At 75.1% G+C, this 23,963-nt stretch carries 19 protein-coding genes; 9 read left to right on the forward strand and 10 right to left on the reverse strand.

Translation table 11 applies throughout. The features are described 5' to 3' along the window. The first annotated feature begins 52 nt into the window (after positions 1-52). Positions 53-1,528, forward strand: a complete 1,476-nt coding sequence (locus tag AC2A1K_RS28870; RefSeq protein WP_483899796.1) for a WS/DGAT/MGAT family O-acyltransferase — start codon at positions 53-55, stop codon at positions 1,526-1,528. Beyond that, positions 1,525-2,289: a class I SAM-dependent methyltransferase gene (locus tag AC2A1K_RS28875; RefSeq protein WP_483899797.1), complete on the forward strand. Its 765-nt coding sequence runs from the start codon at positions 1,525-1,527 to the stop codon at positions 2,287-2,289. Before AC2A1K_RS28870 ends, AC2A1K_RS28875 begins: the two co-directional genes overlap by 4 nt. Here the strand turns inward: AC2A1K_RS28875 and AC2A1K_RS28880 are convergent. The 3 genes from AC2A1K_RS28880 to AC2A1K_RS28890 all read right to left on the reverse strand — a co-directional run bounded on the left by AC2A1K_RS28880 (position 2,237) and on the right by AC2A1K_RS28890 (position 4,924). Beyond that, positions 2,237-2,905 (reverse strand): phosphatase PAP2 family protein, encoded by a 669-nt coding sequence (locus AC2A1K_RS28880; protein WP_483899798.1) that lies wholly within the window; start codon positions 2,903-2,905, stop codon positions 2,237-2,239. The two genes, AC2A1K_RS28875 and AC2A1K_RS28880, sit on opposite strands and share 53 nt — an antisense overlap. 130 nt (positions 2,906-3,035) lie before the next feature. Then, on the reverse strand, positions 3,036-3,677 hold the full coding sequence (locus tag AC2A1K_RS28885) for a sortase domain-containing protein (protein ID WP_483899799.1): 642 nt from the start codon (positions 3,675-3,677) through the stop codon (positions 3,036-3,038). Positions 3,678-3,682: 5 nt separating this feature from the next. Beyond that, positions 3,683-4,924, reverse strand: coding sequence for a hypothetical protein (locus AC2A1K_RS28890; RefSeq protein ID WP_483899800.1), 1,242 nt, complete (start codon positions 4,922-4,924; stop codon positions 3,683-3,685). A 456-nt stretch (positions 4,925-5,380) separates the two neighbouring features. On the opposite strand from AC2A1K_RS28890, the gene AC2A1K_RS28895 reads away from it, so the two are divergent. Continuing rightward, entirely contained in the window at positions 5,381-5,995 is a 615-nt protein-coding gene (locus tag AC2A1K_RS28895) for a class F sortase (RefSeq protein WP_483899801.1), read from the forward strand. Between the two features lie 257 nt (positions 5,996-6,252). Here AC2A1K_RS28895 and AC2A1K_RS28900 read toward each other — a convergent pair whose 3' ends face one another. The 3 genes from AC2A1K_RS28900 to AC2A1K_RS28910 form a co-directional block, all read right to left on the reverse strand. Continuing rightward, positions 6,253-8,358: an ArnT family glycosyltransferase gene (locus AC2A1K_RS28900; protein WP_483899802.1), complete on the reverse strand. Its 2,106-nt coding sequence runs from the start codon at positions 8,356-8,358 to the stop codon at positions 6,253-6,255. A 76-nt stretch (positions 8,359-8,434) separates the two neighbouring features. Further along, positions 8,435-9,700 (reverse strand): bifunctional glycosyltransferase family 2/GtrA family protein, encoded by a 1,266-nt coding sequence (locus tag AC2A1K_RS28905; protein ID WP_483899803.1) that lies wholly within the window; start codon positions 9,698-9,700, stop codon positions 8,435-8,437. A 95-nt stretch (positions 9,701-9,795) separates the two neighbouring features. Then, positions 9,796-11,889 carry an ArnT family glycosyltransferase gene (locus AC2A1K_RS28910; protein ID WP_483899804.1) on the reverse strand — a complete coding sequence of 698 codons (2,094 nt, stop codon included), beginning with the start codon at positions 11,887-11,889 and terminating at the stop codon, positions 9,796-9,798. A 144-nt stretch (positions 11,890-12,033) separates the two neighbouring features. Between AC2A1K_RS28910 and AC2A1K_RS28915 the strand changes: the two genes are divergently transcribed. Then, a complete protein-coding gene (locus tag AC2A1K_RS28915) occupies positions 12,034-12,867 on the forward strand; it encodes an alpha/beta fold hydrolase (protein WP_483899805.1) in 834 nt (277 codons plus the stop codon). Positions 12,868-12,980: 113 nt separating this feature from the next. Continuing rightward, positions 12,981-14,447, forward strand: a complete 1,467-nt coding sequence (locus AC2A1K_RS28920) for a S1C family serine protease (protein WP_483899806.1) — start codon at positions 12,981-12,983, stop codon at positions 14,445-14,447. A 147-nt stretch (positions 14,448-14,594) separates the two neighbouring features. Here the strand turns inward: AC2A1K_RS28920 and AC2A1K_RS28925 are convergent, their stop codons facing one another. Continuing rightward, the gene (locus AC2A1K_RS28925) at positions 14,595-15,989 is read right to left on the reverse strand and encodes an LCP family protein (protein WP_483899807.1); all 1,395 of its coding nucleotides are present in this window, start codon (positions 15,987-15,989) and stop codon (positions 14,595-14,597) included. Between the two features lie 196 nt (positions 15,990-16,185). Here AC2A1K_RS28925 and AC2A1K_RS28930 point away from each other — a divergent pair, with 196 nt between their 5' ends. Beyond that, positions 16,186-18,303 carry an ArnT family glycosyltransferase gene (locus AC2A1K_RS28930; protein ID WP_483899808.1) on the forward strand — a complete coding sequence of 706 codons (2,118 nt, stop codon included), beginning with the start codon at positions 16,186-16,188 and terminating at the stop codon, positions 18,301-18,303. A gap of 77 nt (positions 18,304-18,380) precedes the next feature. On the opposite strand, the gene AC2A1K_RS28935 is transcribed toward AC2A1K_RS28930, so the two are convergent. Further along, the gene (locus AC2A1K_RS28935; protein WP_483899809.1) at positions 18,381-19,670 is read right to left on the reverse strand and encodes an MFS transporter; all 1,290 of its coding nucleotides are present in this window, start codon (positions 19,668-19,670) and stop codon (positions 18,381-18,383) included. Positions 19,671-19,796: 126 nt separating this feature from the next. Between AC2A1K_RS28935 and AC2A1K_RS28940 the strand changes: the two genes are divergently transcribed. After that, positions 19,797-20,051, forward strand: coding sequence for a hypothetical protein (locus AC2A1K_RS28940; protein ID WP_483899810.1), 255 nt, complete (start codon positions 19,797-19,799; stop codon positions 20,049-20,051). A 5-nt stretch (positions 20,052-20,056) separates the two neighbouring features. On the opposite strand, the gene AC2A1K_RS28945 is transcribed toward AC2A1K_RS28940, so the two are convergent. Continuing rightward, a complete protein-coding gene (locus AC2A1K_RS28945) occupies positions 20,057-20,419 on the reverse strand; it encodes a DUF2795 domain-containing protein (protein ID WP_483899811.1) in 363 nt (120 codons plus the stop codon). A gap of 147 nt (positions 20,420-20,566) precedes the next feature. On the opposite strand from AC2A1K_RS28945, the gene AC2A1K_RS28950 reads away from it, so the two are divergent. Both AC2A1K_RS28950 and eccB read left to right on the forward strand, forming a co-directional pair. Beyond that, complete coding sequence (locus AC2A1K_RS28950; protein ID WP_483899812.1) at positions 20,567-21,058, forward strand: hotdog fold domain-containing protein; 492 nt, start codon at positions 20,567-20,569, stop codon at positions 21,056-21,058. Positions 21,059-21,107: 49 nt separating this feature from the next. Continuing rightward, positions 21,108-22,568 carry a type VII secretion protein EccB gene (gene eccB / locus AC2A1K_RS28955; RefSeq protein WP_483899813.1) on the forward strand — a complete coding sequence of 487 codons (1,461 nt, stop codon included), beginning with the start codon at positions 21,108-21,110 and terminating at the stop codon, positions 22,566-22,568. Positions 22,569-22,571: 3 nt separating this feature from the next. On the opposite strand, the gene AC2A1K_RS28960 is transcribed toward eccB, so the two are convergent. After that, on the reverse strand, positions 22,572-23,963 hold the full coding sequence (locus AC2A1K_RS28960) for a serine/threonine-protein kinase (protein ID WP_483899814.1): 1,392 nt from the start codon (positions 23,961-23,963) through the stop codon (positions 22,572-22,574).

A 23,963-nucleotide genomic window follows, 5' to 3' on the forward strand; every position in this document is an offset into this window, starting at 1 on the left:
TCCGGCCTCAGACTCGACGGTCGTCACCGGCGTCGGCGAGGAGGCCACCGGAGTGAAGCAGCTGTCGGGCCTGGACTCGGTGTTCCTGGACGCCGAGGACGAGCACCAGTTCACCCACATCAGCCAGCTGCTGATCCTCGAACGGCCGGATCCCGACGTCGAGCCCTTCCCGGCCTGGCGTCGTCAGCTCGCCGACCGCATCCACCAGCTCGAGCCGCTGCGCCGGCGCCTGGTGCCGGTGCCGTTCGGGCTCGACCACCCGTACTGGATCGCGGACCCCGACTTCGACCTCGACTTCCACGTCCGCCGCAGCGCGGTGCCGCCGCCCGGCGGGGACGCGGAGCTCGACGAGCTGGTCGGCCGGCTCGTCGCGGCGCCGATGGACCGTGACCACCCGCTGTGGGTCTCGCACGTCATCGAGGGCCTCGCCGGCGACCGCTTCGCGATCCTCACGATGATCCACCACAGCGCCGTCGACGGGGCCGCGGGCGCGGAGCTGCTCGAGCTCATGCTCGAGGACACCCCGGACGCCGAGCGTCCCGCCGAGGCAGGACGGTGGCGTGGCGAGACCCCGCCGTCGACCACCGAGGTGCTCGCCCGCGCCGCGGTCAACGGCGTCCGGCGACCGGGTCGCGGCCTGCTCCTCGCCGCCCGCGCCGGTCAGAAGCTCGCCCGTGCCACCCGCAACCCGGCGGTGATCGACCTGGCCGACGCGGTCCGGGGGACGTTGCGTGGGCCGCTGGGCTCGCTGCTCAACACCGGCCGCGCCCGCGAGGACGACGACCGGCTGCCGCGGCTGCCCCCGCTCACGTCGCCGCCGACACCGTTCAACCATCCGATCAGCCGGTACCGGCGCTTCGCCCACCGGTCGGTGCCGCTGGCCGAGGTCAAGGCGCTCGGCCAGGCGTCCGGCGCGACGATCAACGACGTCGTCGTGGCCCTCTGCGGCGGCGGGCTGCGCCGATGGCTGCTCGACCGCGGCGAGCTGCCCGACCAGCCGCTCACGGCGATGATCCCCGTGTCGCTGCGCAGTGGCGACGAAGAGGAGCGCTGGACCAACCGCGTCTCGGGGACGATCGCGGCGCTGCCGACCGACGTCGACGGGCCGTTGGAGCGGGTGCGCGCCGCGCACGCGGCGCTGGATCTCGCCAAGCAGGTGTTCAAGGCGTTGCCCGGCGAGCTCACGCCGGAGGCCGCCGACCTGGGCGCACCCCTGATGACCACGGCGTTCAGCCGCGCGGTGACCCGCTGGTCCACCGTCGGGCGCGCACCGTTCAACCTCATCGTCTCCAACGTCCCCGGCCCGACCGAGCCGCTGTACGTCGGGCCCGCCGCGATGACCCACTACGTGCCGGTCTCCGCGGTGGCCGACGGCGTCGGGCTCAACGTCACGGTGCAGAGCTACGTCGACCAGCTGGACTTCGGCCTGCTGGCCTGCGCCGAGCTCCTGCCGGACCTCGACGATCTCGCCGACGCGATGACCGCCGAGTTCGCGGCGCTGCGGTCGGCGGTGGAGGCGAGCGCGTGACCGCCGCCGAGCGCCTCGCCCCGCTGCTCGACGTCGCCCTGCCCGACGACCCGGCGGCCCCGTGGTTCGACCTCGTCGAAGGCCTGCCGGGCTCGCGTGGGCGCATCCAGGACCTGTGGGAGTCCGGGGGCGGCGCCGGGTTCTACGACCGGCTGGTCGGCGCCGGCGACCGCGTCCGCAACAGTGTCCCGGACCTCGCGTTCGGCGGGCTGTTCCGCGACTTCTACGGCGTCGTGCCGCGCCTCGACCTCGTCGGCGGCGAGACCGTGCTCGACCTCGCGTGCGGACCCGGGACCCTCACGCGTCACCTCGCCGACGCCGTCGGACCGGACGGGCTGGTGATCGGCGCCGACCTCTCGCCCGCGATGCTCACCCGTGCCGCGAGGACGATCACGGCGCCGAACACGGTGTTCGTGCGCGCCGACGCGATGGCGCTGCCGTTGCGGGGCGCGTGCCTCGACGCGGTCTGCTGCTCGCTGCTCCTGCAGCTCGTCCCCGATCTCGACACCGCGCTCGCGCAGATCCGCCGGGTCCTGCGCCCCGGTGGCCGGATCGCCGTCGCCGTGCCCGCCCACGGCCGCGGGCCGTTCCGGGTGCTCACCGAGGCGCTGGCGCGCGGCGGACAGGCGCGGCTGTTCCGTCGCGGCGAGCTCGCCGACGCCCTCGTGCGGCACGGGTTCGTGCGGGTCGGGACGCGGTGGGACTCGGTCATGCAGGTCGTGGACGCTGTCGCCCCCGGAGCAGCGCCCCCGCGAGGGTGACGACGCCACCGGTCGCGACGACGACGCCGACCGCGGCGAGCACGTCGCTGGGCCGGTGCCAGCCCGCGACCATCGTGGCGACGCCGGCGACCCCGGTGACGACCACGGCGGCCGGGCCCGCGAGCGGGCGCATCGCGCGGGGCACCACGAGCACGAGCGCCAGACCCAGCGAGGCCACCAGCGTCACATGCCCGCTCGGCAGCGAGTTGCCCTCGAGCGAGTCGGGGCGGACGAGCCCGGCCTTGAGCACCTGGGTCACCAGCTGCGCCCCGAGCACCAACGCCACGACCTCCACGGCGCGATCACCCCGCCCGCGGGCGAGCGCCACGCCGGCCAGCACGACCACCGCCAGCGCGACCGTCGGGATGCCGACGAGATCGAGGACGTCGAGGCCCTCACCGCGCAGGCCCACACCGGTGGCCGCGTCCATGACGGCGTCGTCGAGCGCCCGGCCGGTCGGGTCGAGCACGGCGAGGGCGTAGGAGCCGATCACGGTGGCGGTCCCGAGGACGATCGCGAGCACCGCAGCGATCCGCCCTCGCGACCCGGTGCGCCGGGGCGGCGCCTCGAGGAGCGGGACCGTGGGCCCGGTCTTCACCGCCGCGAGGGGGATCATGCGATCCACGCTGCGCGCGGGCGGTGTGGGCGGGCTGACGGCCGCCTGTGGGGAGGCTGAGAACCCCCGTCAACGACGACGGCCGGACCCCGCACCGTGCGGAGTCCGGCCGTTCTCGGGAGCCGGGAGGCTACGCGCGGTAGGCCTCCACGGCGTGGCCGTACACGACGACGTTGTCCTCGTAGCTCCGGACGTCGCTGTTGAACTCGCCGCCGCAGGTGATCAGCCGCAGCTCCGGGCCCGTGGTCGGGCCGTAGACCTGCACCGTCGGGAAGGCGTCCTTCGAGACGGTGTCGACCCGGTCGACCGCGTAGACCACGGTGACGCCGTCGGTGCGCTCGATCACCACCTGGTCGCCGGCCTCGACGTCCGCGAGGCGGGCGAAGCCGCCCTCGACACCGTGGTAGTTCACGTGGGAGGCGTAGACGGCCGGGCCGGTCTCGCCGGGCGCCGCGCCGCCGCGGTAGTGGCCGACGGTCGTGGCGTCCTGCGGGACCTCCAGCCGGCGGTCCTCCGTCTGCCCGAGCTCGGTCAGCTGCCGGGTGTCGACGCCGATCGAGGGGATCCGCAGGTTCGCGGTCCCGGCCGCGTCGAGCGGCATCGCGACCTCGGTGCGCCCGGCCGGCCGCTCGGCGACTGCCGGGCCGGTGCGCTGCGAGAAGTCGCCGGAGAGGTAGGCCGCCGCCGCGAGCAGGGCGAGGACGACGAGGACACCGATGGTCGCGCGGGTGGTGGTGCTCGTGCCGGGCTTCTTGTCGTTCGTGACGGCCATGGTGATCAGCTCTGCTTCGCGTAGCGGCGGACGACGACCAGGCCGGTGGCGCCGAGGCCACCGAGCGCACCCGCGGCGAGAGCGATCTCGGCGGGCGAGGCACCGGTGGACGTGCTGCCGTCGCCGGTCGAGACACCACCCTCGGGGTAGCTGGCGTAGTCGACCTCCTCGTCGTGGGCGTTCCGCTCGCAGGCCTCGCCGTCGTCGTCACGGTCGAGACGGAACGGGTCCGAGCGGTCCCAGTCGAGGATGGCGTTGGCCTCGTCGTAGGTGAGCTCGTCGCAGTCCACGTCGTAGCGGTTGTGCCAGTAGGCGCCCCACCACTCGTCGGGGACGTTCCAGTTGACGATGTTGACCGTGGTGTTGTGCTCGATGATCGTCGGGCAGAGGTGCTTCAGGACGTCACGCAGGTGGTCGAAGCAGACGCGGACGTCGGTCGTGTTCAGGCCGGCGCAGAAGCTCTGCAGCTCGCCGCTGATGTTCTGGAGGACGGCCTCGTCGGTGCCGGCGGGGAACTCCAGCTGCGAGAGCGCGTTGAGGCAGGCGTCGTTGACGCTCTCGAACTTCCCGTCCGCACCGGGCTGCGGGATGTTGACCGGCAGACCCGGGAGCTTGACCGGGTTCGCACCGGCGGCGGGGACGATCTTGTCGATCTCCTTCTGGAGGCCGTCGAGCTTTTCGTCGACGTCGGCGGCGGTGGGTGCCGGGGTCTGCTCGGTGTTGCCCTCCGGCGCGACGTGGCCGGTGTCACCGGGCCGACCGGCGTTCGGGTCGACGACCGCGTCGTCGTTGCCCTGCTGGCGGCCGGTCTGCTCGCCGCCGGTCTGCTCGCCGCCGCCGACATCGGGAGTCGATCCGCCCGGGGTGACCGCGGGAATCGACGGCGTGACGGCCGGCGCGCCGGTGTCACCCGAGGCGGTGTCACCCGAGCCGGAGTCACCCGAGCCGGAGTCACCCGAGTCGGAGCCGGACGAGCCGGAGTCACCCGAGTCGGAGTCACCCGAGCCGGAGCCGGAGGAGCCGCCCGAGGTGTCCGTGTCGGTGTCACCGACGGTCGGGTTCGAGCTCGAGCCGTCATCGCAGACGCCGTTGGCCCAGGTGTAGGTGGAGCCGAGCGCCTCGCACTCGGCCTCCGTCGTCGGCCCGGGGATCGGAGCCGCGAGCGCGAGTCCCGGAGCGATCACCGCCAGTCCCACGCAGCCGGCCAACACGACCGCGGCGCTGCGGCTGCTCCGTCGACCCCTCATCGGTACTCCCCTTCGAGCGTGTGCGGCCGAGTGCGTTCGACCGTTCGCTCCACACGTCGCACGGAGAGTCACTGCCGTTACCCGCCCTCGGAGATCCCGCGCCCACGAGCCGCGAGACCACTCGAACGGTGGACGCGCTGCGGTCGCGGAACCCCGAACGCCATGAGCACGTTGTGTTATTCGGCTGTGACCTCGAAGAACACGGGCACTCGGCGCGGACCCGCATCGCGCCGCGCGGTTTCGGGAGGATCTCCAGGCGACCCGCCTGCTCGAACGCGGCGTGCAGACCTCGCCACCGGATCGAGGTGGTCGATCACGGTGCGTCTCCGACCGGAGTGCGTTGCCAGCGTCGGCCTGCGCGACGACAACTCCCTCGACGTGACCGCTCGCCCGATCTCGCCCGTCCCCCGCGCGCCGAGGTGAACTCGGCCCGGTCCCCGGGGCATCCTCGATCGGGTGACCGGCCGCCTGACCGCCTTCGTCCTCGCCGTGCTGGCGATCGGCGTGCTCGTCGCGGTCGTCGGCGGCGAGAGCGACGCCGCCCCGCCGGCTCCGGCGCTGGCGCCGGGCCAACGGGTGGAGGTGCCCGGGCCGCTCCCGCCCGCCGACATCACCGGCGTCGACATCCCGTCGATCGGCCTGTCGACCGAGGACACCACCGACCTCGGTCTGCGCGCCGACAACTCCCTCGACGTCCCCCGCCGCGCCTCGACGGTGGGCTGGTACGAGGACAGCGCGAGCCCCGGGGCGATCGGCCCGGCGGTGCTCGCGGCGCACGTCAACCTCCGTGGCGAGTACGGCGCGTTCGCCCGGATCGGGCTGATGGCGCCCGGTGAGACGGTGGCGGTGCACCGCGACGACGAGACCACCGCGGTCTTCACGGTCGACCGCGTCGAACAGGTCGCGAAGGACGCCTTCCCCACCGAGGCCGTCTACTCCCCCACTCCGGACAGCCAGATCCGCCTGATCACCTGCGGCGGCGTCTTCGACCACCGCATGATCACCTATGAGGACAACATCGTCGTGTACGGCCACCTCACGAGCGCCTACCGCGAGGGTCGTGCCGACTGACGCCGCAGGTGCCGGTCGAAGAACCGGTTCCCGGGCGACCAGCCGTTGCGGCGCGTAGGTCCGGGCGAACAGCAGGGCGGCCGCGATGCGAGGCTCGACCACCGCCGGCCGGAGGGCGATGGAGATCACCCCTCCCGCGAGACCGACCAGGCCTTCGATCACGGCGGGTGGCGCCGACAGGCGAAGGCCGCGCGAACTCGGGGGGAGAGTCCGCGCGGCCCTCGCGCGCACCGGCGGAGCCGGTCGTGGCGCAGCGCTCAGGGACGTGGAGCGCTCAGGTCGTACACGGTGCGCCCTCCGACGTCGATCGGCGTGAAGTTCGACTCGATCCAGGTACGAATCTCACCGCTCGCCCCCCGTGCGAACGGACCGCCGTCACGACCAGTGTCGCCGCCCGGCATGCCCCCGGGACCGCCGGCACCGCCGGGACCGTTGCCCTCGACGTAGTAACGGACCTGTCCGGACGCGACGTACGCCTGGAACTCGGCGAGGGTCGGCGCCGGGTCGCTGCCCATGAAGCCGCCCATCGCCATCACCGGCACGCCGCTGTAGAGCTGCAGCGACGCCTGGTTCATGGCGCCGTCGGTCGCCGCGGCCCAGCGCGTCCCCGCGTTCTGCAGGAGCGCGACGAGCTGGGGCGACGGCGTCTGTTCTTCGGGACCGCCCATCCCGCCCCGCGCGCCGCCGCCGTCGCGGGCTCCGTCGCCGTCACGACGTCCGCCGGGCATCCCGCCGGGACCCATGCTGCCGCCGGGGCCGGCGCTGACGATCGAGCCCTGGTGCGGCGTCACCACCGTCTGGGCGGCGAACGCCGTGGACCCACCGAGGACGGCGACGAGCGCCGCGACGGTCCCGACCGTCGCCGCCCGACCCCAGCGAGCCGGCGGGGTGAGCACCGCGACCGTGCCGAGCACACCGACGACGAGCAGCACCCAGCGTGCCCACGGCAACCAGTCGTTCTGGGTGAGCACCACCGCGCTCCACGCGGCGGTGCCGGCCACGACGACCGCGAGCACGATCCGCGACCACAGCTGGTCCCGGCGCCGCCAGAGGACCGAGGCGCCGACGGCGGTGGTGATCGCGATCCCGGGCACGAGGGCGACCGTGTAGTACTCGTGGATGATCCCGCTCATGTAGCTGAACACGAGGACGTGCGCGAGCGTCCAACCGCCGGCAAGGATCAGCAGGGCCCGCGTGCGGTCGGTGCGCGGGGCACGGCGCAGCGCCCAGAGCGCGGCGACGAGCAGGACGAGCGCGGCCGGGAGCAGCCACGACGCCTGGCCGGCGAACTGGCCGGTGAACAGCCGATGGAGCCCGGCGGAGCCTCCGAAGCCGCCCGGACCGCCCATCCCGCCGGGGCCCACCCCGGCCGGCATCCCGCCGCCGGGGAAGCCACCTCCCGGCATCCCGCCGCCGGGCCCGCCCGAACCCGTACCGCCCCCGCCGCGTCCCTGACCCTCGCCGAAGATGCGGCCGAGCCCGTTGTAGCCGAGCGCGAGCTCGAGCAGCGAGTTGTTCGTCGACCCACCGATATAGGGCCGCGACGACGCCGGCCAGAGCTCGACGAGCGCGACGTACCAGCCCGCCGAGACGACCATGGCGGCGCCGCCGGCGAGCAGGTCACCGATCCGGCGCCACGGACGCGACCGCGCGGCGACGAGCACCGCGAGCGCGAGCGCCGGCACGACGAGCAGCACCTGCAGCTGCTTGGTGAGGAAGCCCAGCCCGACGAGCGCGCCCGTCACGACCAGCCACCCCGTGCCGGCCCGGCGACCCGCGGCGTCGATCGCGCGGGTCGTCGACCAGGTCGCGGCCACCATGATCAGCACGAGCATCGCGTCAGGGTTGTTGAAGCGGAACATCAGCACCGCGACCGGCGTCGCCGCGAGCAGCGCCCCGGCGGCGAGCGCCGTGCGCGGGCCCGACCAGCGCCGCACCGTGAGGTAGACGAGGCCGACCGAGGCGACACCCATCAGCGCCTGTGGCGCGAGCATCGACCAGCTGCTGAACCCGAAGATCCGCCCGGACAGCACCATGACCCACAGCGAGGCCGGCGGCTTGTCCACCGTGATCAGACCGGGGGCGTCCAGCGCGCCGAAGAGCCATGCCTTCCACGACTGCGTGCCCGCCTGCACCGCCGCTGCGTAGAACGAGTTCGCGTACCCCGACGCGCCGAGGTTCCACAGGTAGGCGACGGCGGTCGCGACGAGCAGGCCGAGCAGCGCCGGGCGCACCCACCGCGGGTCCTCGGCCCGGCCGCGCCAGAACCGCCGGACCCGCGAGCCGCCAGGGGCCGGGCTCGGCGGATCGGTCGGGGCCGCGCCGACGGGTGGGTCGACGTCGGGGTCGGTCGCGGTGGTCATCGGTGCTCCGAGTTCATGATCGACGGAAGATTTCGGACACTGGGTGTCAGCGACGCCACGTCGCTGACATCTCCGGTCACCTCCGCTGGCGGCGCGGGTGGAAGACCCAGGCGCGGTAGGCGACGAAGCGCAGGAGGGTCGCGACGAGGTTGGCCACGACCAGCACGGCGAGCTCCACCCCGTGGGAGGCTGCCGGCGCGAGCACGCCGAGCAGGGCCAGCGAGCCCGAGGTCAGCGCCAGCCCGAGCCCGAAGACCGCGAGGCCCTCGATCTGGCTGCGCCCGGCGTGGCGGCGCCCGCGGATGCCGAAGGTCAGCCGCCGGTTGGCCGCGGTGTTCGCCACCGCGGTGATCACCAGCGCGAGCAGGTTCGACGGCTGCGGCCCGAGCACGCCCCGGAAGAGCGTGTAGAGCAGCAGGAACGCGAGGGTGGAGACCACGCCGATCGCGGCGAAGCGCACCATCTGCCCGGTCAGGCCCGGGGTGACGCCGGCCATCTCGTCCGGCGACGGCTCCGCCGAGAGGGGCTCGCGACCGAACTCCTCGCGCAGCCGGGCCACCGGCAGCGCGCCGGTGGCCAGCGCGTGCCCGACGCGGGCCACACCCTTGAGGTCGGCGATCGCGGTCGACATGACGTCCACGCGCGAGTCGGGGTCGTCGACCCAGTCGACGGGCACCTCGTGGATCCGCAGCCCCGAGCGCTCGGCGAGCACCAGCAGCTCGGTGTCGAAGAACCAGCCGGTGTCCTCGACCAGCGGCAGCAGCCGGCGGGCCACGTCGGCGCGGATCGCCTTGAACCCGCACTGCGCGTCGGAGAACCGCGCCCGCAGCGTGCCGCGCAGCAGCACGTTGTAGCAGCGCGAGATCACCTCCCGCTTCACCCCGCGCACGACCCGCGAGGCCGGGGCGAGCCGGGAGCCGATCGCGAGGCCGGAGTGTCCGGAGATCAGCGGGGCGACCAGCGGGAGCAGGGCGTTGAGGTCGGTCGAGAGGTCGACGTCCATGTAGGCCAGCACCGGCGCGTCCGAGGCCGACCACACCGTGCGCAGAGCCCGCCCCCGGCCCTTCTCGTCGAGGTGCACGACGGTGACCTCGGCGAACTCGTCGGCCAGCGCCTCGGCGACCGCCAGCGTGGTGTCGGTGCTGGCGTTGTCCGCGACGGTGATCCGGAACGGGTAGGGGAAGTCGGCGCTCAGGTGCCGGTGCAGAGCCCGCACCGACGGGGCGAGGTCACGCTCCTCGTTGTGGACGGGGACGACGACGTCGAGCACGGCGCCTCCGGTCGCCTCGACGGGTTCGCGGGCGGCGGAGGGGGAGGAGCGGAGCGGGGTCGCTGCGGTCATGATCGCAGCGTCGGAGCCGTTCGTGGACGGGCCGTGTGCCGAACCTGTGGCGGCGCTGTGCGGGCGGCCCTCGCCCGGGTGACGTCGGTCATCGCTCATGAGGCCGCCACCGGCGCGGTGAGGTCGTAGACGGTGGTCCCGCCGACGGTCGTGGCCCGGTAGTTCGCCGCGACCCACGCGGCGATCCGCGCCGCGTCGTCGCTGCCGCCGCTGTCGGTCGTCGAGATCGACGCCGAGCTCTCGTCGCCGACGAAGTAGTGCACGGCCCCGGCCGCGACGTGGCTCTGGAACTGGGCGAGCGTCGGCGCCGGGTCGGTGCCGTTGAACCCGCCGAGCGCCATCACCGGCGCCCCCGACGCGAGCTGGTAGCCCGCGGCCGCGTTCGACCCGACCGCCGCAGCGACCCATGTGTACCCGGCCGCGCCGTCGCGCAGGAGCGCGGTCAGCTCCTCCGACGGCCGGCTGGCCTGCAGCAACGTCATCATGCCGCCGGCCCGACCTCCGCCGGGACCACCGCGGTCACGAGCGGGCGCAACGCCGGGCGGTGCGCCACCGGGACCACCGTCCGGCCCGCCGTCCGGGACGCCCGGGCCGTCCGGGACGCCCGGGCCGTCCGCGCCGCGGCCCGGGCCGCCGCCGGGCCCCCCACCGAAGCCGCCCGGCCCGCGCCCGCTCTCCGGGCCCGCGGTCGGGACAGCACCCTCGTGGGTCGTCGCGGCCGTCACGACCGACGACGCGGCCGGCCCGGCGACTCCGACCAGCACCGCCCCGGCGAGCAGCGCCGTGACGAGCGCACGGCCCGCCCGCGCCGCCGGCACCAGCAGCCCGGCCGCGACGACCAGCCCGCACACCAGCACCACTGTCCGGAGCCACGGCACGAACGTCGGCGTCTCCCGCAGCAGCGCCCACGACCACACGGCCGTGACGGCGACGGCCACGGCCAGCAGCACGTGGCCGAGACGGTCGCGGCGGCGCGCCAGCGTCACGGCACCGATGCCGACGAGCGCGGCGATCGGCGGGGCGAGCGCGACCGCGTAGTAGCTGTGGATGATCCCGCGCGACAGCGTGAACACCGCCGCGGTGACGAGCAGGGTGCCGCCCCAGAGGATCGTCGCGGCTCGGGTGCGGTCGGTCCGCGGCGCGCGCGCGGTGAGCACGAGGACCGCGACGAGCAGCAGGAGCGCCGCCGGCAGCAGCCAGCTGACCTGGCTCGCCATCTCCCCGGTGACCAGCTGCAGCATCGAACCGCTCGACCGTCCCCCGCCGCCTCCCCCGCCGCCGGGACCGACGCTGCCCGTCTCGTCGCCGGTCAGGCGCCCGAGGCCGTTGTAGCCGAGCACGAGCTCGAGCGCGGAGTTCGTCTGCGACCCGCCGACGTAGGGCCGCGAGGTGGCCGGCCACAGCTCGACGACCGCCACCCACCAGCCGGACGCGACCGCGAGCGCCGCCGCCGTCGGGAGCAGCGCCAGCAGCCGCCCGCGCACCCGCCCCGGGCCGGCGAAGAGCCAGACCGCGGCGAACCCCGGCAGCACGAGGAACGCCTGCAGCGACTTGGTGAGGAAACCGGTGCCGACGAGCACCGCGGCGAGCGCGAGCCACCGCCACGCCCCGCGCGGCGTGCCGGCGTCGACGGCCCGGGTCAGCGCCCAGGCCGCCGCGACCAGCAGAAGAACGAGCAGCGCGTCCGGGTTGTTGAACCGGAACATCAGCGTCGCCACCGGCGTCAGCGCGAGCACGAGCCCGGCGAGCAGGCCCGCGGCGGGACCGGCCCATCGGCGCACGGTCGCGTGCAGCAGCCCGACCGATGCGACGCCCATGAGCGCCTGCGGGACGAGGATCGCCCAGGCGTTCACCCCGAACAGCCGGGCCGAGAGCCCCATGACCCAGACGGACACCGGCGGCTTGTCGATCATGATCAGGCCCGGCGCGTCCGAGGCCCCGAAGAACCACGCCTTCCAGCTCGTCGCGCCCGCCTGGGCGGCCGCCGAGTAGTACGCGTTCGCCCACCCCGACGCCCCGAGCCCCCAGAGGTAGAGCACCGCGGTCCCGGCGAGCAGCGCGAGCAGGCACCACCGAGCCCACCCCGGACCGCGATCGGCCTGGGCAAGCGCCCGGGTCGGTGTCGGGGGCGCGGCGGGAACGGACGGGCGCAGCGGGGAGCGCAACGCGGCGAGGTTGGGGGGCGCCATGATCGAACACGTTCGTCCGTCCGGCTGTCCCGAGGCTGGAGGCGACCTGTGCGCGAACTGTGCAGGAGAACCGGTTGCACTTGACAATCACTCGGTTCGCCCGCTTCGCTCCAGGTTCGAGAACGCCACCGGAAGGGGTCCGCCGTGCTGGTCGACGTGGACGGGGAGGTGCGGCTCGGCGTCGAGTCGCTCGGTGACGCGAACGCCCCGGCGCTGCTGCTCGTCGCCGGCGGGGGCTGGTCGATGGACTGGTGGGACGACGACCTGTGCGCTCAGCTCGTCGACCGCGGGCTGCGGGTGATCCGGTACGACCACCGCGACACCGGGGTCTCGACGTCGTGGCCCGCCGGGTCACCCGGCTACACGGGCCACGACCTGATGACCGACGCCGTCGCCGTGCTCGACGCGTGCGGCGTCGAGCGCGCCCACGTCGCCGGGCTGTCGATGGGCGGCGGGCTCGCCCAGCGGCTCGCGCTTGCCCACCCCGACCGCGTCGCCGCCCTGACCCTGATCGCGACCTCGCCGATCGACCCCGCCGTCGGCGACCTTCCCGAGCCGACCCCCGCGATCGCGGGGGTCTTCGCCGACGAGGGCCCGGGCCCTGCCGACCCCGTCGAGGCGCTCGTCGAGGGTGAGCGTCCCTTCGCCGGGCCGGATGCCTTCGACGAGGCGCGCGTGCGCGCGATCGCCACACGGGTCGTCGCCCGCAGCAGGGATGTCGCGGCCGCGGCCAATCACTTCATGATCGAGACCGGACCGATGGGGCCGACCGATCTCGGCGCGCTCGCCGGCCTGCCGACGCTCGTCGTGCACGGTGGTGCCGACCCGCTCTTCCCGCCCGAGCACGGCCGCGCCCTGGCCGCCGCGATCCCGGGCGCCCACCTGCTCGAGATCCCGGCGATGGGCCATCAGCTTCCGCCGCGGGACTCGTGGGACGCACTGGTCGACGGGCTGCTCGACCTGCACGCGCGCCCCTGAGGAAGGCGCGCCGACCTGTTCGTCCGGTTCCGATCGGAGTTCAGAGCGGTCTCTCAGGAACCACGTAGACATGCCGCAGGCTCAGCACAGGGGACGGCCCGACCCTTGTTCGCGTGAGCGACAACAGCCCCACCTCCCCGTCCCACGCCGCGGACCCGACGGCGCGTCCCGCGGGCGGATCGTCCGGCACAGGCACGCTGCCCGTCGCAGACGCAGCGCAGCGGCGCTCGACCGTCGGGCATCCGGCCGGGGAGCGTCCCGGCGGCTACCCCACCGCGCCGTACGGCTCGGGCCTCCCCGCCGGCGGCCACCCCGCCGGCCCGAACGCCCCCTGGAGCCGGCACGACGTCCCGGGCTCCCCACCCGGTCCCCCTCCCACGCCACCCAGCCACGCGGCCCCGCCGACCGGTCCGCCGCCCGGTCCGCCGCGCCGCCGCCGGTCGGCCACCCTGGTCGCCGGAGCACTCGCCGCGGTGCTCGTCGCCGGCGGTGTCGGCGGAGTGGTCGGCTACGAGGCCGCGTCGTCGAACGACGGCGGGAGCTCCGTGCTCTCTTCGGCCCCCGGCAACTCGGGCTCCGCGCCCGCCGAGGCCGCGCCGGCCGGGTCGGTCGAGCAGGTCGCCAACACGGTGCTCCCGAGCGTCGTCCAGCTCGAGGGCCCGTCGGGCGAGGGTTCCGGCGTGGTGATCTCGGCCGACGGCCTCATCCTCACCAACGCCCACGTGCTCGAGGCGGGCCGGTCCGCGCAGCAGCAGTCGCCGCTCGGCGGTCTCGAGCAGTCCCCCGAGGGAGGCGCGACCACCGGGCAGGCGCAGGGTCTCACCGCGGTGTTCCAGAACGGCAACCGCGCGCCCGTGGAGGTCGTCGGCACCGACACGAGCGCCGACCTCGCGGTCGTCCGCGCGCAGGGTGTCGGCGGTCTCCAGCCGGCCACGCTCGGCGACTCCTCGCAGCTGCAGGTCGGCCAGGACGTCGTCGCCGTCGGGTCGCCGCTGGGCCTGTCGGGCACGGTCACCACCGGCATCGTCAGCGCGCTCCAGCGTCCCGTCGCGAGCGGCGGCGCCCAGGGCGGACAGGCGACGGTGCTCGACGCGATCCAGACCGACGCCGCGATCAACCCCGGTAACTCCGGCGGCGCACTGGTCGACATGCAGGGCCGGGTCGTCGGCATCACCTCGGCGATCGCCTCGCTCGGAGGCCAGTCCTCCGGCGGCCAGCAGTCCCAGTCCGGCTCGATCGGCCTGGGCTTCGCGATCCCGATCGACCAGGCCGCCCGCATCGGCAACGAGCTGGTGACGCAGGGCTTCGCCACCCGGGCGGTGCTCGGCGTGAGCGTGGCCGACGGACAGGACGGCGCGACGCTCGGCCAGATCGCCCCGGGCGGGGCGGCCGCCTCCGCCGGCCTGAACGAGGGCGACGTCGTCACCCGGGTCAACGACCGCGTGATCCAGGACGCCGACAGCCTCGTCGCCGCGATCCGCTCGCAGCAGCCCGGCGCGCAGGTGACGCTGACCGTCGCCTCGCCCGGCGGCCAGCCCCGCGAGGTCCCGGTGACGCTGGGCTCTGAGCGCTCGAGCTGAGCCACCCGGGTGCGCGGGTGCGCGGGTGCCGGCCCGGTGCGCAGAGTGGACGAACGGCGTCTTCGCTGCTTGCGCGATGCAGCGAAGGCGCCGTTCGTCGGTTCGGGGTGCCGGAGTACCGGGGTGCCGCCGTGCGTGGGCGGCTCGTCAGTTGACACAGCCGGGCGCGGCGGCGGTGATCGGCGGAGTCGGCGAGACCGGAGGGGTGCTGCTCGGCGAGCCGGCCCGCTGGCCACTGCTCGAGGAGCTTCCCCCGTCGTCCGACGAGGATTCGTCGTCGGAGGACGCGTACTCGTCGTCCGAGGAGCTCGCGTCGTCCTCGTCGCGTGCGGACGAGGACGCGTCGAGGCGGTCGAGCCCCGCGCTGACCGAGGCGTCGGTGGCCCCGACCGGGGGCGGCGGGGCGAGCGCGGCCACGGCCGCGGGGTTGCCGGCGTCGGCGGCGATGGCCGTCGCGACGAACGAGCGCACCTCGCCCGCGTCGATCTGGACCGCCGTCCCGTCGTACGGGGTGCTGAGCTCGGTGGAGCCGGTGGGGATCGTGCGGAACGTGACCGCACCGGCGGAGAGCCCCTGCATCTGTCGCGCGAAGCCGAGCACGTCCCAACCGGCGTCGAGCGTCACCGACCGCGACACCGCCTCGGTGATGCGCCCGACCGCGAACGGGTCGGTGAGCGTGTTCGCCGACAGCAGGGTCTCGGTCGCGCCGGCGAGGAACACCTGCTGGCGGGCGATCCGATCGAGGTCGCCGCCCGGCAGGCCGTGGCGCTGCCGCACGAACGCGAGCGCCTGGGCGCCGCTGACCTCCTGCGGGCCGGCGGACAGCGAGAGCCCGGAGTAGGGGTCCTGCACCGGCCCCCGCACGCACACCGGCACCCCACCGATCGCGGTGCTGAGGTCGGCGAAGCCGGCGAGGTTGACCGCGGCGAAGTGCGAGATCGGCAGCCCGGTGAGCTGCTGGACCGCGCCGATCGTGGCCCGGGCGCCCGCGGCGCCGGCGGCGCGCACGACGGCGGGGTCGTTCGGTGACGGCGGGCCGGGGGACTCGGCGGCGAAGAGACTCGTGGTGCCGGTCGGGCCGGAGCCGGTCATGGCCTCGGTGGCCTGGGCCGCCGCGCGCGACCAAGCCGAATTGATCTTGTGGCGCCCCAGGCCCGACCCCAGGTCGACGTAGGCGTCGCGCGGCACCGAGATCGCCGTGGCGCGGCCGCCGCCCGCGGGGACGTGCACGACGGTCAGCGAGTCGGCCGTGCCGCCGCCGGACTCGCTGTCGCCCGCGTTGAGCGCGGCGAGGACGTTCTCGGGCAGCGGGTTGCCCTGGGCGTCGGTCCGATTGTCGAGACCGACGAGCAGGATGTTCTGCTCGCCGGTCGGCGCGGGCTCGGGGCCGTCGATCACCGCCGCCGCGGGCGTGGATCGATCCAGTGCACGCAGCTGAGTCCAGCCGACCGCCGAAAGGACCAAGATCCCTACCGACACGGCGCTCACGGCGAGGCGCGCGATGAAGCGCAGACGCCGCGAACGCAGCACGGGACCGATCACGTGAATAGCGTTCCCGGTTCCGAGGCGCCCGTCACCTACACGTGCAGGGCGTCTCAGTGATCGTTACCCGTCCGGGGCTTTCGAGGTCGTCTCCGGAGCCGAATGTGCCGGCTGAGTGAGATCTCGGCTCGCGTTCACAGCTCGCTCACAATCGTCGCCCACCGGACGGACACGGTGCGGCCGGACAGTCGGCACCATGACGGTCCACGACGGTTTGACGACCGAGCTGCGGGTGCCCCGACGCGCACCCGCCCCCGCCCCCACTCGCGGCACCGCGCGTCACGCCGCCGCCCGCCGGCTGCCGACCTTGCTCACCGGACGCCCCGACGACCCGCGCTGGGCGCGCCCGTCGCTGATCGCCCTGCTCGTCGCGACGGCCGTGCTCTACCTGTGGAACCTCGGCGCCTCGGGCTTCGCCAACACCTACTACGCGGCCGCGGTGCAGGCCGGGACGCAGTCGTGGAAGGCATGGCTGTTCGGGTCGATGGACTCGTCGAACTTCATCACCGTCGACAAACCCCCCGCCTCGCTCTGGGTGATGGGCCTGTCCGGGCGAATCTTCGGGTTCAGCTCCTGGTCGATGCTCGCGCCGCAGGCACTCATGGGCGTCGCGGCGGTCGGGCTGCTCTACCTGACCGTGCGGCGCTGGTCCGGGCCCGGCGCCGGCCTGCTCGCCGGAGCGGCGCTCGCGCTGACGCCGGTGGCGGTGCTGATGTTCCGCTTCAACAACCCGGACGCGCTGCTCGTTCTCTGTCTGGTGGCGGCGGCCTACACGATCGTGCGGGCGGTGGACGCCGCGGCGACGCGTGCCGGCACGTGGTGGACGGTCGCGGCCGGCGCGCTGATCGGGCTGGGCTTCCTCACGAAGATGATGCAGGCGTTCCTCGTGCTGCCCGCGCTGGCCGCGGTGCTCCTGCTCGCCTCGGCGGCGCCGCTGCGCCGGCGGCTGGTTCTGCTCGGCGCCGGCACGCTGGCGCTGGTCGCGTCGGTGGCCTGGTACGTGCTGCTCGTGGACCTGTGGCCCACCGTCTCCCGCCCCTACGTCGGCGGCTCGACCGACAACACGCTGCTCGACCTCGTCCTCGGCTACAACGGCCTCGGTCGCCTCCTCGGCGGCGAGGGCAACGGGGGCGGCGGTGGTGGTGGCGGCGGTGGTGGTGGCGGCGGCGGTGGTGGTGGGGGCGGGGGCATCGGGTTCGGCGGCTCCACCGGCATCACGCGCCTGTTCAACAGCTCCTTCGGCGGCCAGATCAGCTGGCTGCTCCCCGCCGCGCTCGTGGCGCTGGTCGCCGGGCTCTGGCTGACCAGCCGGGCCCCGCGCACCGACCGCGCCCGCGCCGCGCTCGTGCTCTGGGGCGGCTGGATGCTCGTCACCGGCCTGGTGTTCAGCTTCATGAGCGGCACGATCCACGCCTACTACGCCGTGGCCCTGGCGCCCGGGCTGGTCGGCACGCTCGTCGTCGGCGGCCGCGAGGTGTGGCGACGCCGCGGCGTGCTGGCGGCCGACGCGACCCTCGCACTGATGGTCGCCCTGACCGCTGCCTGGAGCGTCGTGCTCCTGCGCCGCACGCCGGAGTTCCTGCCCTGGCTGCGCTGGGTCGTGGCGATCGCCGGGATCGTGGCCGCGATCGCGCTGGTCGTCCCGGCCTCCGTGTGGCAGCGGATCGGGCGTGACACCGGCCGGCGGGTCCTGCCGGTCGCGCTGCTCGGGGCGCTGCTGGCGGGTGCCGGCGGGGCGACGGCCTACGCGGTGCAGACGGCGGCCACCGCGCACCAGGGCTCGATCGTCAGCGCCGGGCCGTCCACCGGTCAGGAGGCGGGTGGCGGGCCCGGTGGCGGACAGGGCGGTCCTCCCGGTGGCGGGCAGATGCCGACCGGGCAGGCGCCGCCGGACGGTGGGCAGGGTGGCCCGGGTGGCGGCCAGGGTGGCGGTCCGGGTGGCGGTCCGGGTGAGGTGACGACGTCCGCCGAGCTCACCGCACTGCTGACGGCGACGGACACCCGGTGGTCGGCGGCCACCGTCTCGGCGCAGGGCGCGTCGGATCTCGAGCTCGCCAGCGGCACCGCGGTGATGGCGATCGGCGGATTCTCCGGCTCGGACGCGGCGCCGAGCCTCGCCCAGTTCCAGGCCTACGTGGCCGCAGGCGACATCCACTACTTCGTCGCATCGGGCGGCCAGGGTGGCCAGGGCGGCCGCCCCGCGGGCGGCGAGGACAGCGTGGGTACCCAGATCAGCGAGTGGGTCGCCGCGCACTACACGGCGACGACGGTCGGCGGCACCACGGTCTACGACCTCACCCAGCCCACGAGCTGAGCCCGGTGCCTGTGGGCATGTGAGCACTTTCCCGTGCTTCAGCACGGGAAAGTGCTCACATGCGCCGGAGGCGCACCTCACGCCGCCCGCGGTGCACCGCTGGCGGCGTCGTCGTCCGTCGCCGGGACGTCGAGCGGGTGCGCGATCTCGTCCGGGCCCAGCCGGCCCGCGATCAGCGCCAGCGCCCCGAAGGCGAGCGGCGCGAGCCCCGCGGCGAGGAACACCGGCGTCAGACCGGCCACCTCGCTGACCGGTCCCGCGAGGCTCATCGACACGGGCATGAAGGCGAGCGAGACGAAGAAGTCGAGGCTCGTCACGCGCCCGAGCAGGGCCGGCGGGACGCGGCGCTGGAGCAGGGTTCCCCAGATGACCTGCGGCGCGCTGAACAGGCCGCCGACGACGAACCCCGCGACGATCATGGGCCACAGCGTGTCGGCGAGCCCGAAGACGACCATCGGGACGCAGGCCGCCGTCCACATCACGATCATGACCGTGAGGTACCGGCGCGGGAGGCGCAGCGAGGCGACGAGGATCGACGCGATCGCCCCGCCGGCGCCGTGCGCGAGGAGCACGAGCGAGTGCCCGCCGGGTCCGCCGCCGGCGCGCTCGATGATCGCGAACGGGACGAGCACCTCGAGCGGCCCGAGCACCATGAGGACCATCAGCGACGCGAACACCAGCGTCACGAGCAGCCACCGCGTCGCGACCATGTAGCGGAACCCCTCGACGAGGTCGCGGACCACCGCGGACACGCCCTTGCTCCCCCCGTCGAGCTCGCGGCGCAGCGCCCGCCGGGGCAGCGACAGCGCCGCGACGAGCCCCGCGACGCACGCCACCGCCGTGGCCCCGAGCGCCGCGGCCGGCGAGTACGCGGCGACCAGCGCGCCCGCGAGCGCCGGACCGGCGCCCTGCAGCAGTACCGGGCGCACGACGCCCTCGAGCCCGTTGACCGCGAGCAGCTCGTCGTCGTCGACCATCGCCGGCACGAGCGCCGAGTACGCCGGGAAGAACAGGCCCATCGACAAGCCGATCGCCACCGCCACGACCACCAGCAGCGCCACCGTCAGCGCGCCCAGCGCCGAGAGCCCCGCGACGAGGCCGATCGACACCGCGAGCACCGACATGACGCCGACGAGGATCCGCTTCTGCGGCACCCGGTCGGCCAGCACGCCGCCGAGCAGCGCGGTGACGATCAGGCCCAGCGCGAGCGCGCCCGACACCAGCGAGAGCTCCAGCGGGCCGCCGCCGAGCTCGATCACCTGCCAGACCACGGCCAGGGTCCACAGGCCCTCGGCGAGCACCGAGAGCGCGAGCGCGGCGGCCAGGCGCCGGTAGGCGGACCGGCGCAGCGGGCGCAGGGCGCGCATGGGACTCGACCTCCTGACGATGTTGAGTGGCAGCCGCGACGGTAGGTCCTCGACCGGGGTGGAGGTCCACCCGATTCCTTGCCGCTTCCTTGCCGTGCGCGCGAGAGACCGAGTAGACCCACACCCGTGCGCAAGCAGCAGTGGGTCGCCGAGGTCGGACCGGAGAACGCCGCGTTCCTCGCGACGCGCAGCCGCACCGCCGTCCTCGCCTCGGAGTACCGGCCGCGCGACCTCGGCCACGGACGCGTCGGCTACGACGAACGCTCGCTCGGCGCGGCCCGCGAGCTCTCCGAGGAAGAGGAGGGCGCGATCACCGACGACGGCGACGGCCTGCGGGTCTGGGTCGGCGACGACGCTTTCGACCTCGAGGAGCAGGGGTAGGACACCTACGCGACGGGGCGCACGGGCCGGTGTGCGACCGGCCGCGTCGGACGCGCGACCACGGGGCCACTCCGCGGCGCCGCGCGCGGGATCCGCGGCGGCCCGGCCCGGCCCACCGCGGCGACCGGGCGCCCCGACAGGACGGCGGCGAGGACGGCCACGACCTCGCCCAGCGAGTGGTAGCGGCGTTCCGGGAGGCGCTCGAGCATCGTGCGCGTGACCGTGTCGACCCCGTACATCTCCGCGGTGGTGAGCACCTGCCAGCGGTGAGCCGGGAGGGACAGGTCGCCGAGCACCGCGGCGAGCCGGTCGGGGAGGCCCGAGGCCCCGGGAGAGGACGGGACGGGCCGTCCGGACTGAGCGGTCATCGGTTCCTCCGAGCAGGAGCGCCTGGTCGCGCAGACCCACGGATTCCCCGAACGCCCGTTCGTGAATCCGCTACGTCACCCCTGCGTCGGTGATCGTCCGCTCCCGGAGGGACGACGAGCCCGCTACCGCCCGGTAACGTACCTGCCATGAGCACCCCGAGCGTGCTGGGCACGTGGCGCCGCTTCTCCGGCTCGTGGCCGGGCCGCCTGCTGGTCAGCGCGGCCGTGTGGCTGCGCGCGCCGTACTTCCTGACCGCCGCGCCGATGATCCGGACCCTGGAGCCGGGGCGGGCCGAGGTGTCGCTGCGCAACTGGTGGCTCGTGCACAACCACCTCGGCACCGTCCACGCCATCGCGTCGTGCACCCTCGCCGAGTACGCGATGGGTGTGCTCGCCGAGGCGACGACGCCCTCGACGCACCGCTGGATCCCGCGCGGCATGACCGTGCAGTACCTCGCGAAGGCCGACACCGACCTCCTCGCCGTCGCGACGTTCCCGGCGCCGCCCGCGTTCTCCGACGAGCGCGAGGACGTCGACGCCGACATCACGATCACCGACGCCCGCGGGCAGGAGGTCGTGCGCGCGACGATCACCCTGCGGATCTCCCCGCGCCCCGCGCGGGTGCCCGTGGCCGCCTGACCGGAACGCGTCACCGGCGGCGCCGCGACGTGCCACGATCCGCGGCGAGATGCCTCCCCCGACGACGACCTCCGACCAGGTCCACGCGTACCGCTTCGGGCTGCGCCGCCTGCAGTCGGCGCTGGTCCGGCGGCAGGCCGTGCCGGCCGCCGATCCGCTGCGCTCGCAGCACCGGGCCACCGTCGCCGGGGTGCTGATCGCCGCGCTCGCCCTCGGCGTCGCGGCGGTGTGGGGGCTGCTGGACAAGCCGGCCGACTGGCGCGGCGCCGACATCGTCGTGGCCGAGGGCACCGGGGCGCTCTACGTCGTCGTGCACCAGCCCGACCGCCTGGTGCCGGTGGCCAACCTCGCCTCGGCGCGCCTCGTGCTCGCCGGGCTGGCGGCCGCGGGCGGGCAGCCCGGCGGGCGGGCGGGCGACGCACAGCCCGTCGAGGTCGCCGACGCCGACATCGCCACGGCACCCCGCGAGCGCGGCGTGGGCATCGTCGACGCGCCGCCCCTGCCCCCGGCGGGCACGCCCGTCCCGCCGGTGTGGTCGGTGTGCGACACCGGGAGCCCGCAGCCCGGGGCCGCCCGTCCGTGGGAGCAGCCGCGCGTCTGGACCACCGTGCTCGCGGGTCCGGCGCCGCCCGCCCGGCCGCTCGACCCGGGCCGCGGGCTGCTGCTGCGCGACCGTTTCGACGGCACCTGGCTCGTGCACGACGGCGTCCGCTCGCGCCTCGACCTGGGCGACCGGGCGGTGGTCCTCGCCTTCGACCTCGCGGGCCAGATCCCGCGCCCGGTGAGCACGAGCCTGCTCAACACGCTCACCGAGGGACCGCCGATCGTCGCGCCGGAGATCGCCGGACGGGGCGAGGTGCCACCGGCGGGGCTGCTCGCGGGCGAGCCGGTCGGCGGCGTCGTGCGCCTCGTCGGACCCGGGACCCCGGACCGCTGGTACGTCGTGCAGCGCGAGGGCGTGCAGGAGGTGCCCGAGGTCGTCGCCCGGCTCGTCCGCCTCGACGACCCGGCGCGCGCCGACGCTCCGGTGCCGATCGTCTCGCCGGGCCAGCTGCGCGCGCTCGCGACCGCCCGCGGGATCGCGGTCGCCGCCTACCCCGACCCGGTGCCTCGCGCCGTACCCATGGCCGAGGCGCCCACCACCTGCGCCAGCGCGCAGGGCGGCGGCCCGGTCGTGCTCACCGTCGGCGTGGACCCGCCGGCCACCGGCACACCGCCGACGACCCTCGCCCAGGCCGACGGCTCCGGCGACCGGGTGGACGCCGTCGCCGTGCCCGGCGGCGGCGTCGCCGTCCGCGCGGTCCCGATCGGCCGCGACGACGCGCTCGGCAGCCCCACGGTGATCTCGGGGTCCGGCCTCGCGTCCGCGGTGCCCGACCCGGAGACGGCGGCGGCGCTGGGGCTGGGCGAGGCGTTCCCGCCCGCGCCCGGCGCGGTGGTGGGCCTGCTGCCCGCCGGGCCGGTGCTCTCGGTGGCCGCCGCGCTCAACCCGCTGCCGGGCGGCGGCTGACCGCTACTGGGCGTTGGGCACGGGCTGCCCGGGCGGGGGCGCCTCGGTCGTGGTCGTCGTTTCGGGCTCCTCGACCACCGGCGGCGGGACGACCACGCGCGGGCGCACGGTCGTGGTGGTGGTCGTCGTGGTCGTGGTGGTGGTCGTCGTGCGGCGCGGGGTGGTGGTGCGCCGGGTGCGCGGCGCCGTGGCCGCCTCGGTCTCGTCGGTGGTGGTGACCTGCGGGGCGACGGGCAGTGGCGGCGGGGGCGGCGCGAGGGTCGCGGCCGGCACCGGCGGCAGCGGCTGCTCGTCGGAGAGCACCGCGTACGCCACCGCGGAGCCCGCGACGAGCAGCGTCGCGGCCGCGGCGGCCACGGCGGCGGCGAGGCGGCGGCGCCGGCGAGGCTCGGGCCGCGCCAGCGACGAGGCTCCCGTCGGCTCGGGCTCGGGGGCCGGCCCGACGGCGTACGCGCCCGGGCCGACGACGCTGGTGGGCGCGGTCATGAGCACCGGCGACAGCACGGTCTCGGCGTCCATCCCGACCTCGCGGGAGACGCCGCGCAGCCCGGCGACGACCTCCTCGGCCGTCGGCCGGTCGGCCGCGTCGTCCGCGGTCATGGCGGTGAGCAGCGCCTCGAGGCCGGGTGAGAGGCCGGTGGGCACGACGGGGCGGCGGTGCAGGCGGGCGACGGCCGCCTCGAGCGCGTTGCCCGGGTACTCGCGGCGTCCGGTGAGGCACTCGATGAGCACGAGGCCCAGGGCGTAGATGTCGACGGCGCCGTCGATCGGCTCGCCGCGCACCTGCTCGGGGCTGAGGTACGACGCCGTCCCGATGACCATGCCGGCCGCCGTGACGGGCGCGGCGTCGTGGACCGCGGCGATGCCGAAGTCCGACAGGTGGGCGCGACCCTCGGTGTCGAGCAGGACGTTGCCGGGCTTGACGTCGCGGTGCACGACGCCCCGGCGGTGCACGTAGGCCAGCGCGTCGGCGAGCGCGGCGCCCAGCGCGACGACGTCGACGACCGGGAGCGGGCCCGCGCGCACCCGCTGCGCGAGCGTGTCGCCCTCGATGAGCTGCATGACGAAGTAGGCGCGGCCGTCCTCGTCGCCGACGTCGTAGACGGTGACGAGCCCGGGGTGGGACAGGCCGGCGAGGGTGAGCACCTCGCGGCGGTGGCGGGCCTCCTGGCCCTCCTCGATGTCGCCGATCTTCTCGGCCGGGTCGGCGGGGTCGCCCGGCTCGACGTCGGAGGACACCACGGAGCCGGCCGCGTTGAACATCTTGATCGCCACGTCGCGGCCGAGCAGCTCGTCACGCGCCCGGAAGACGTCGGCGGCGCCGCCGCGCCCGATGAGGTCGCCGAGGGTGTATCGCCCGCCCACCATCGCGGGCGGACCGGTCTCGGTGCTCAC

The organism is Actinomycetospora sp. 2LY8.5 (assembly GCF_057180585.1).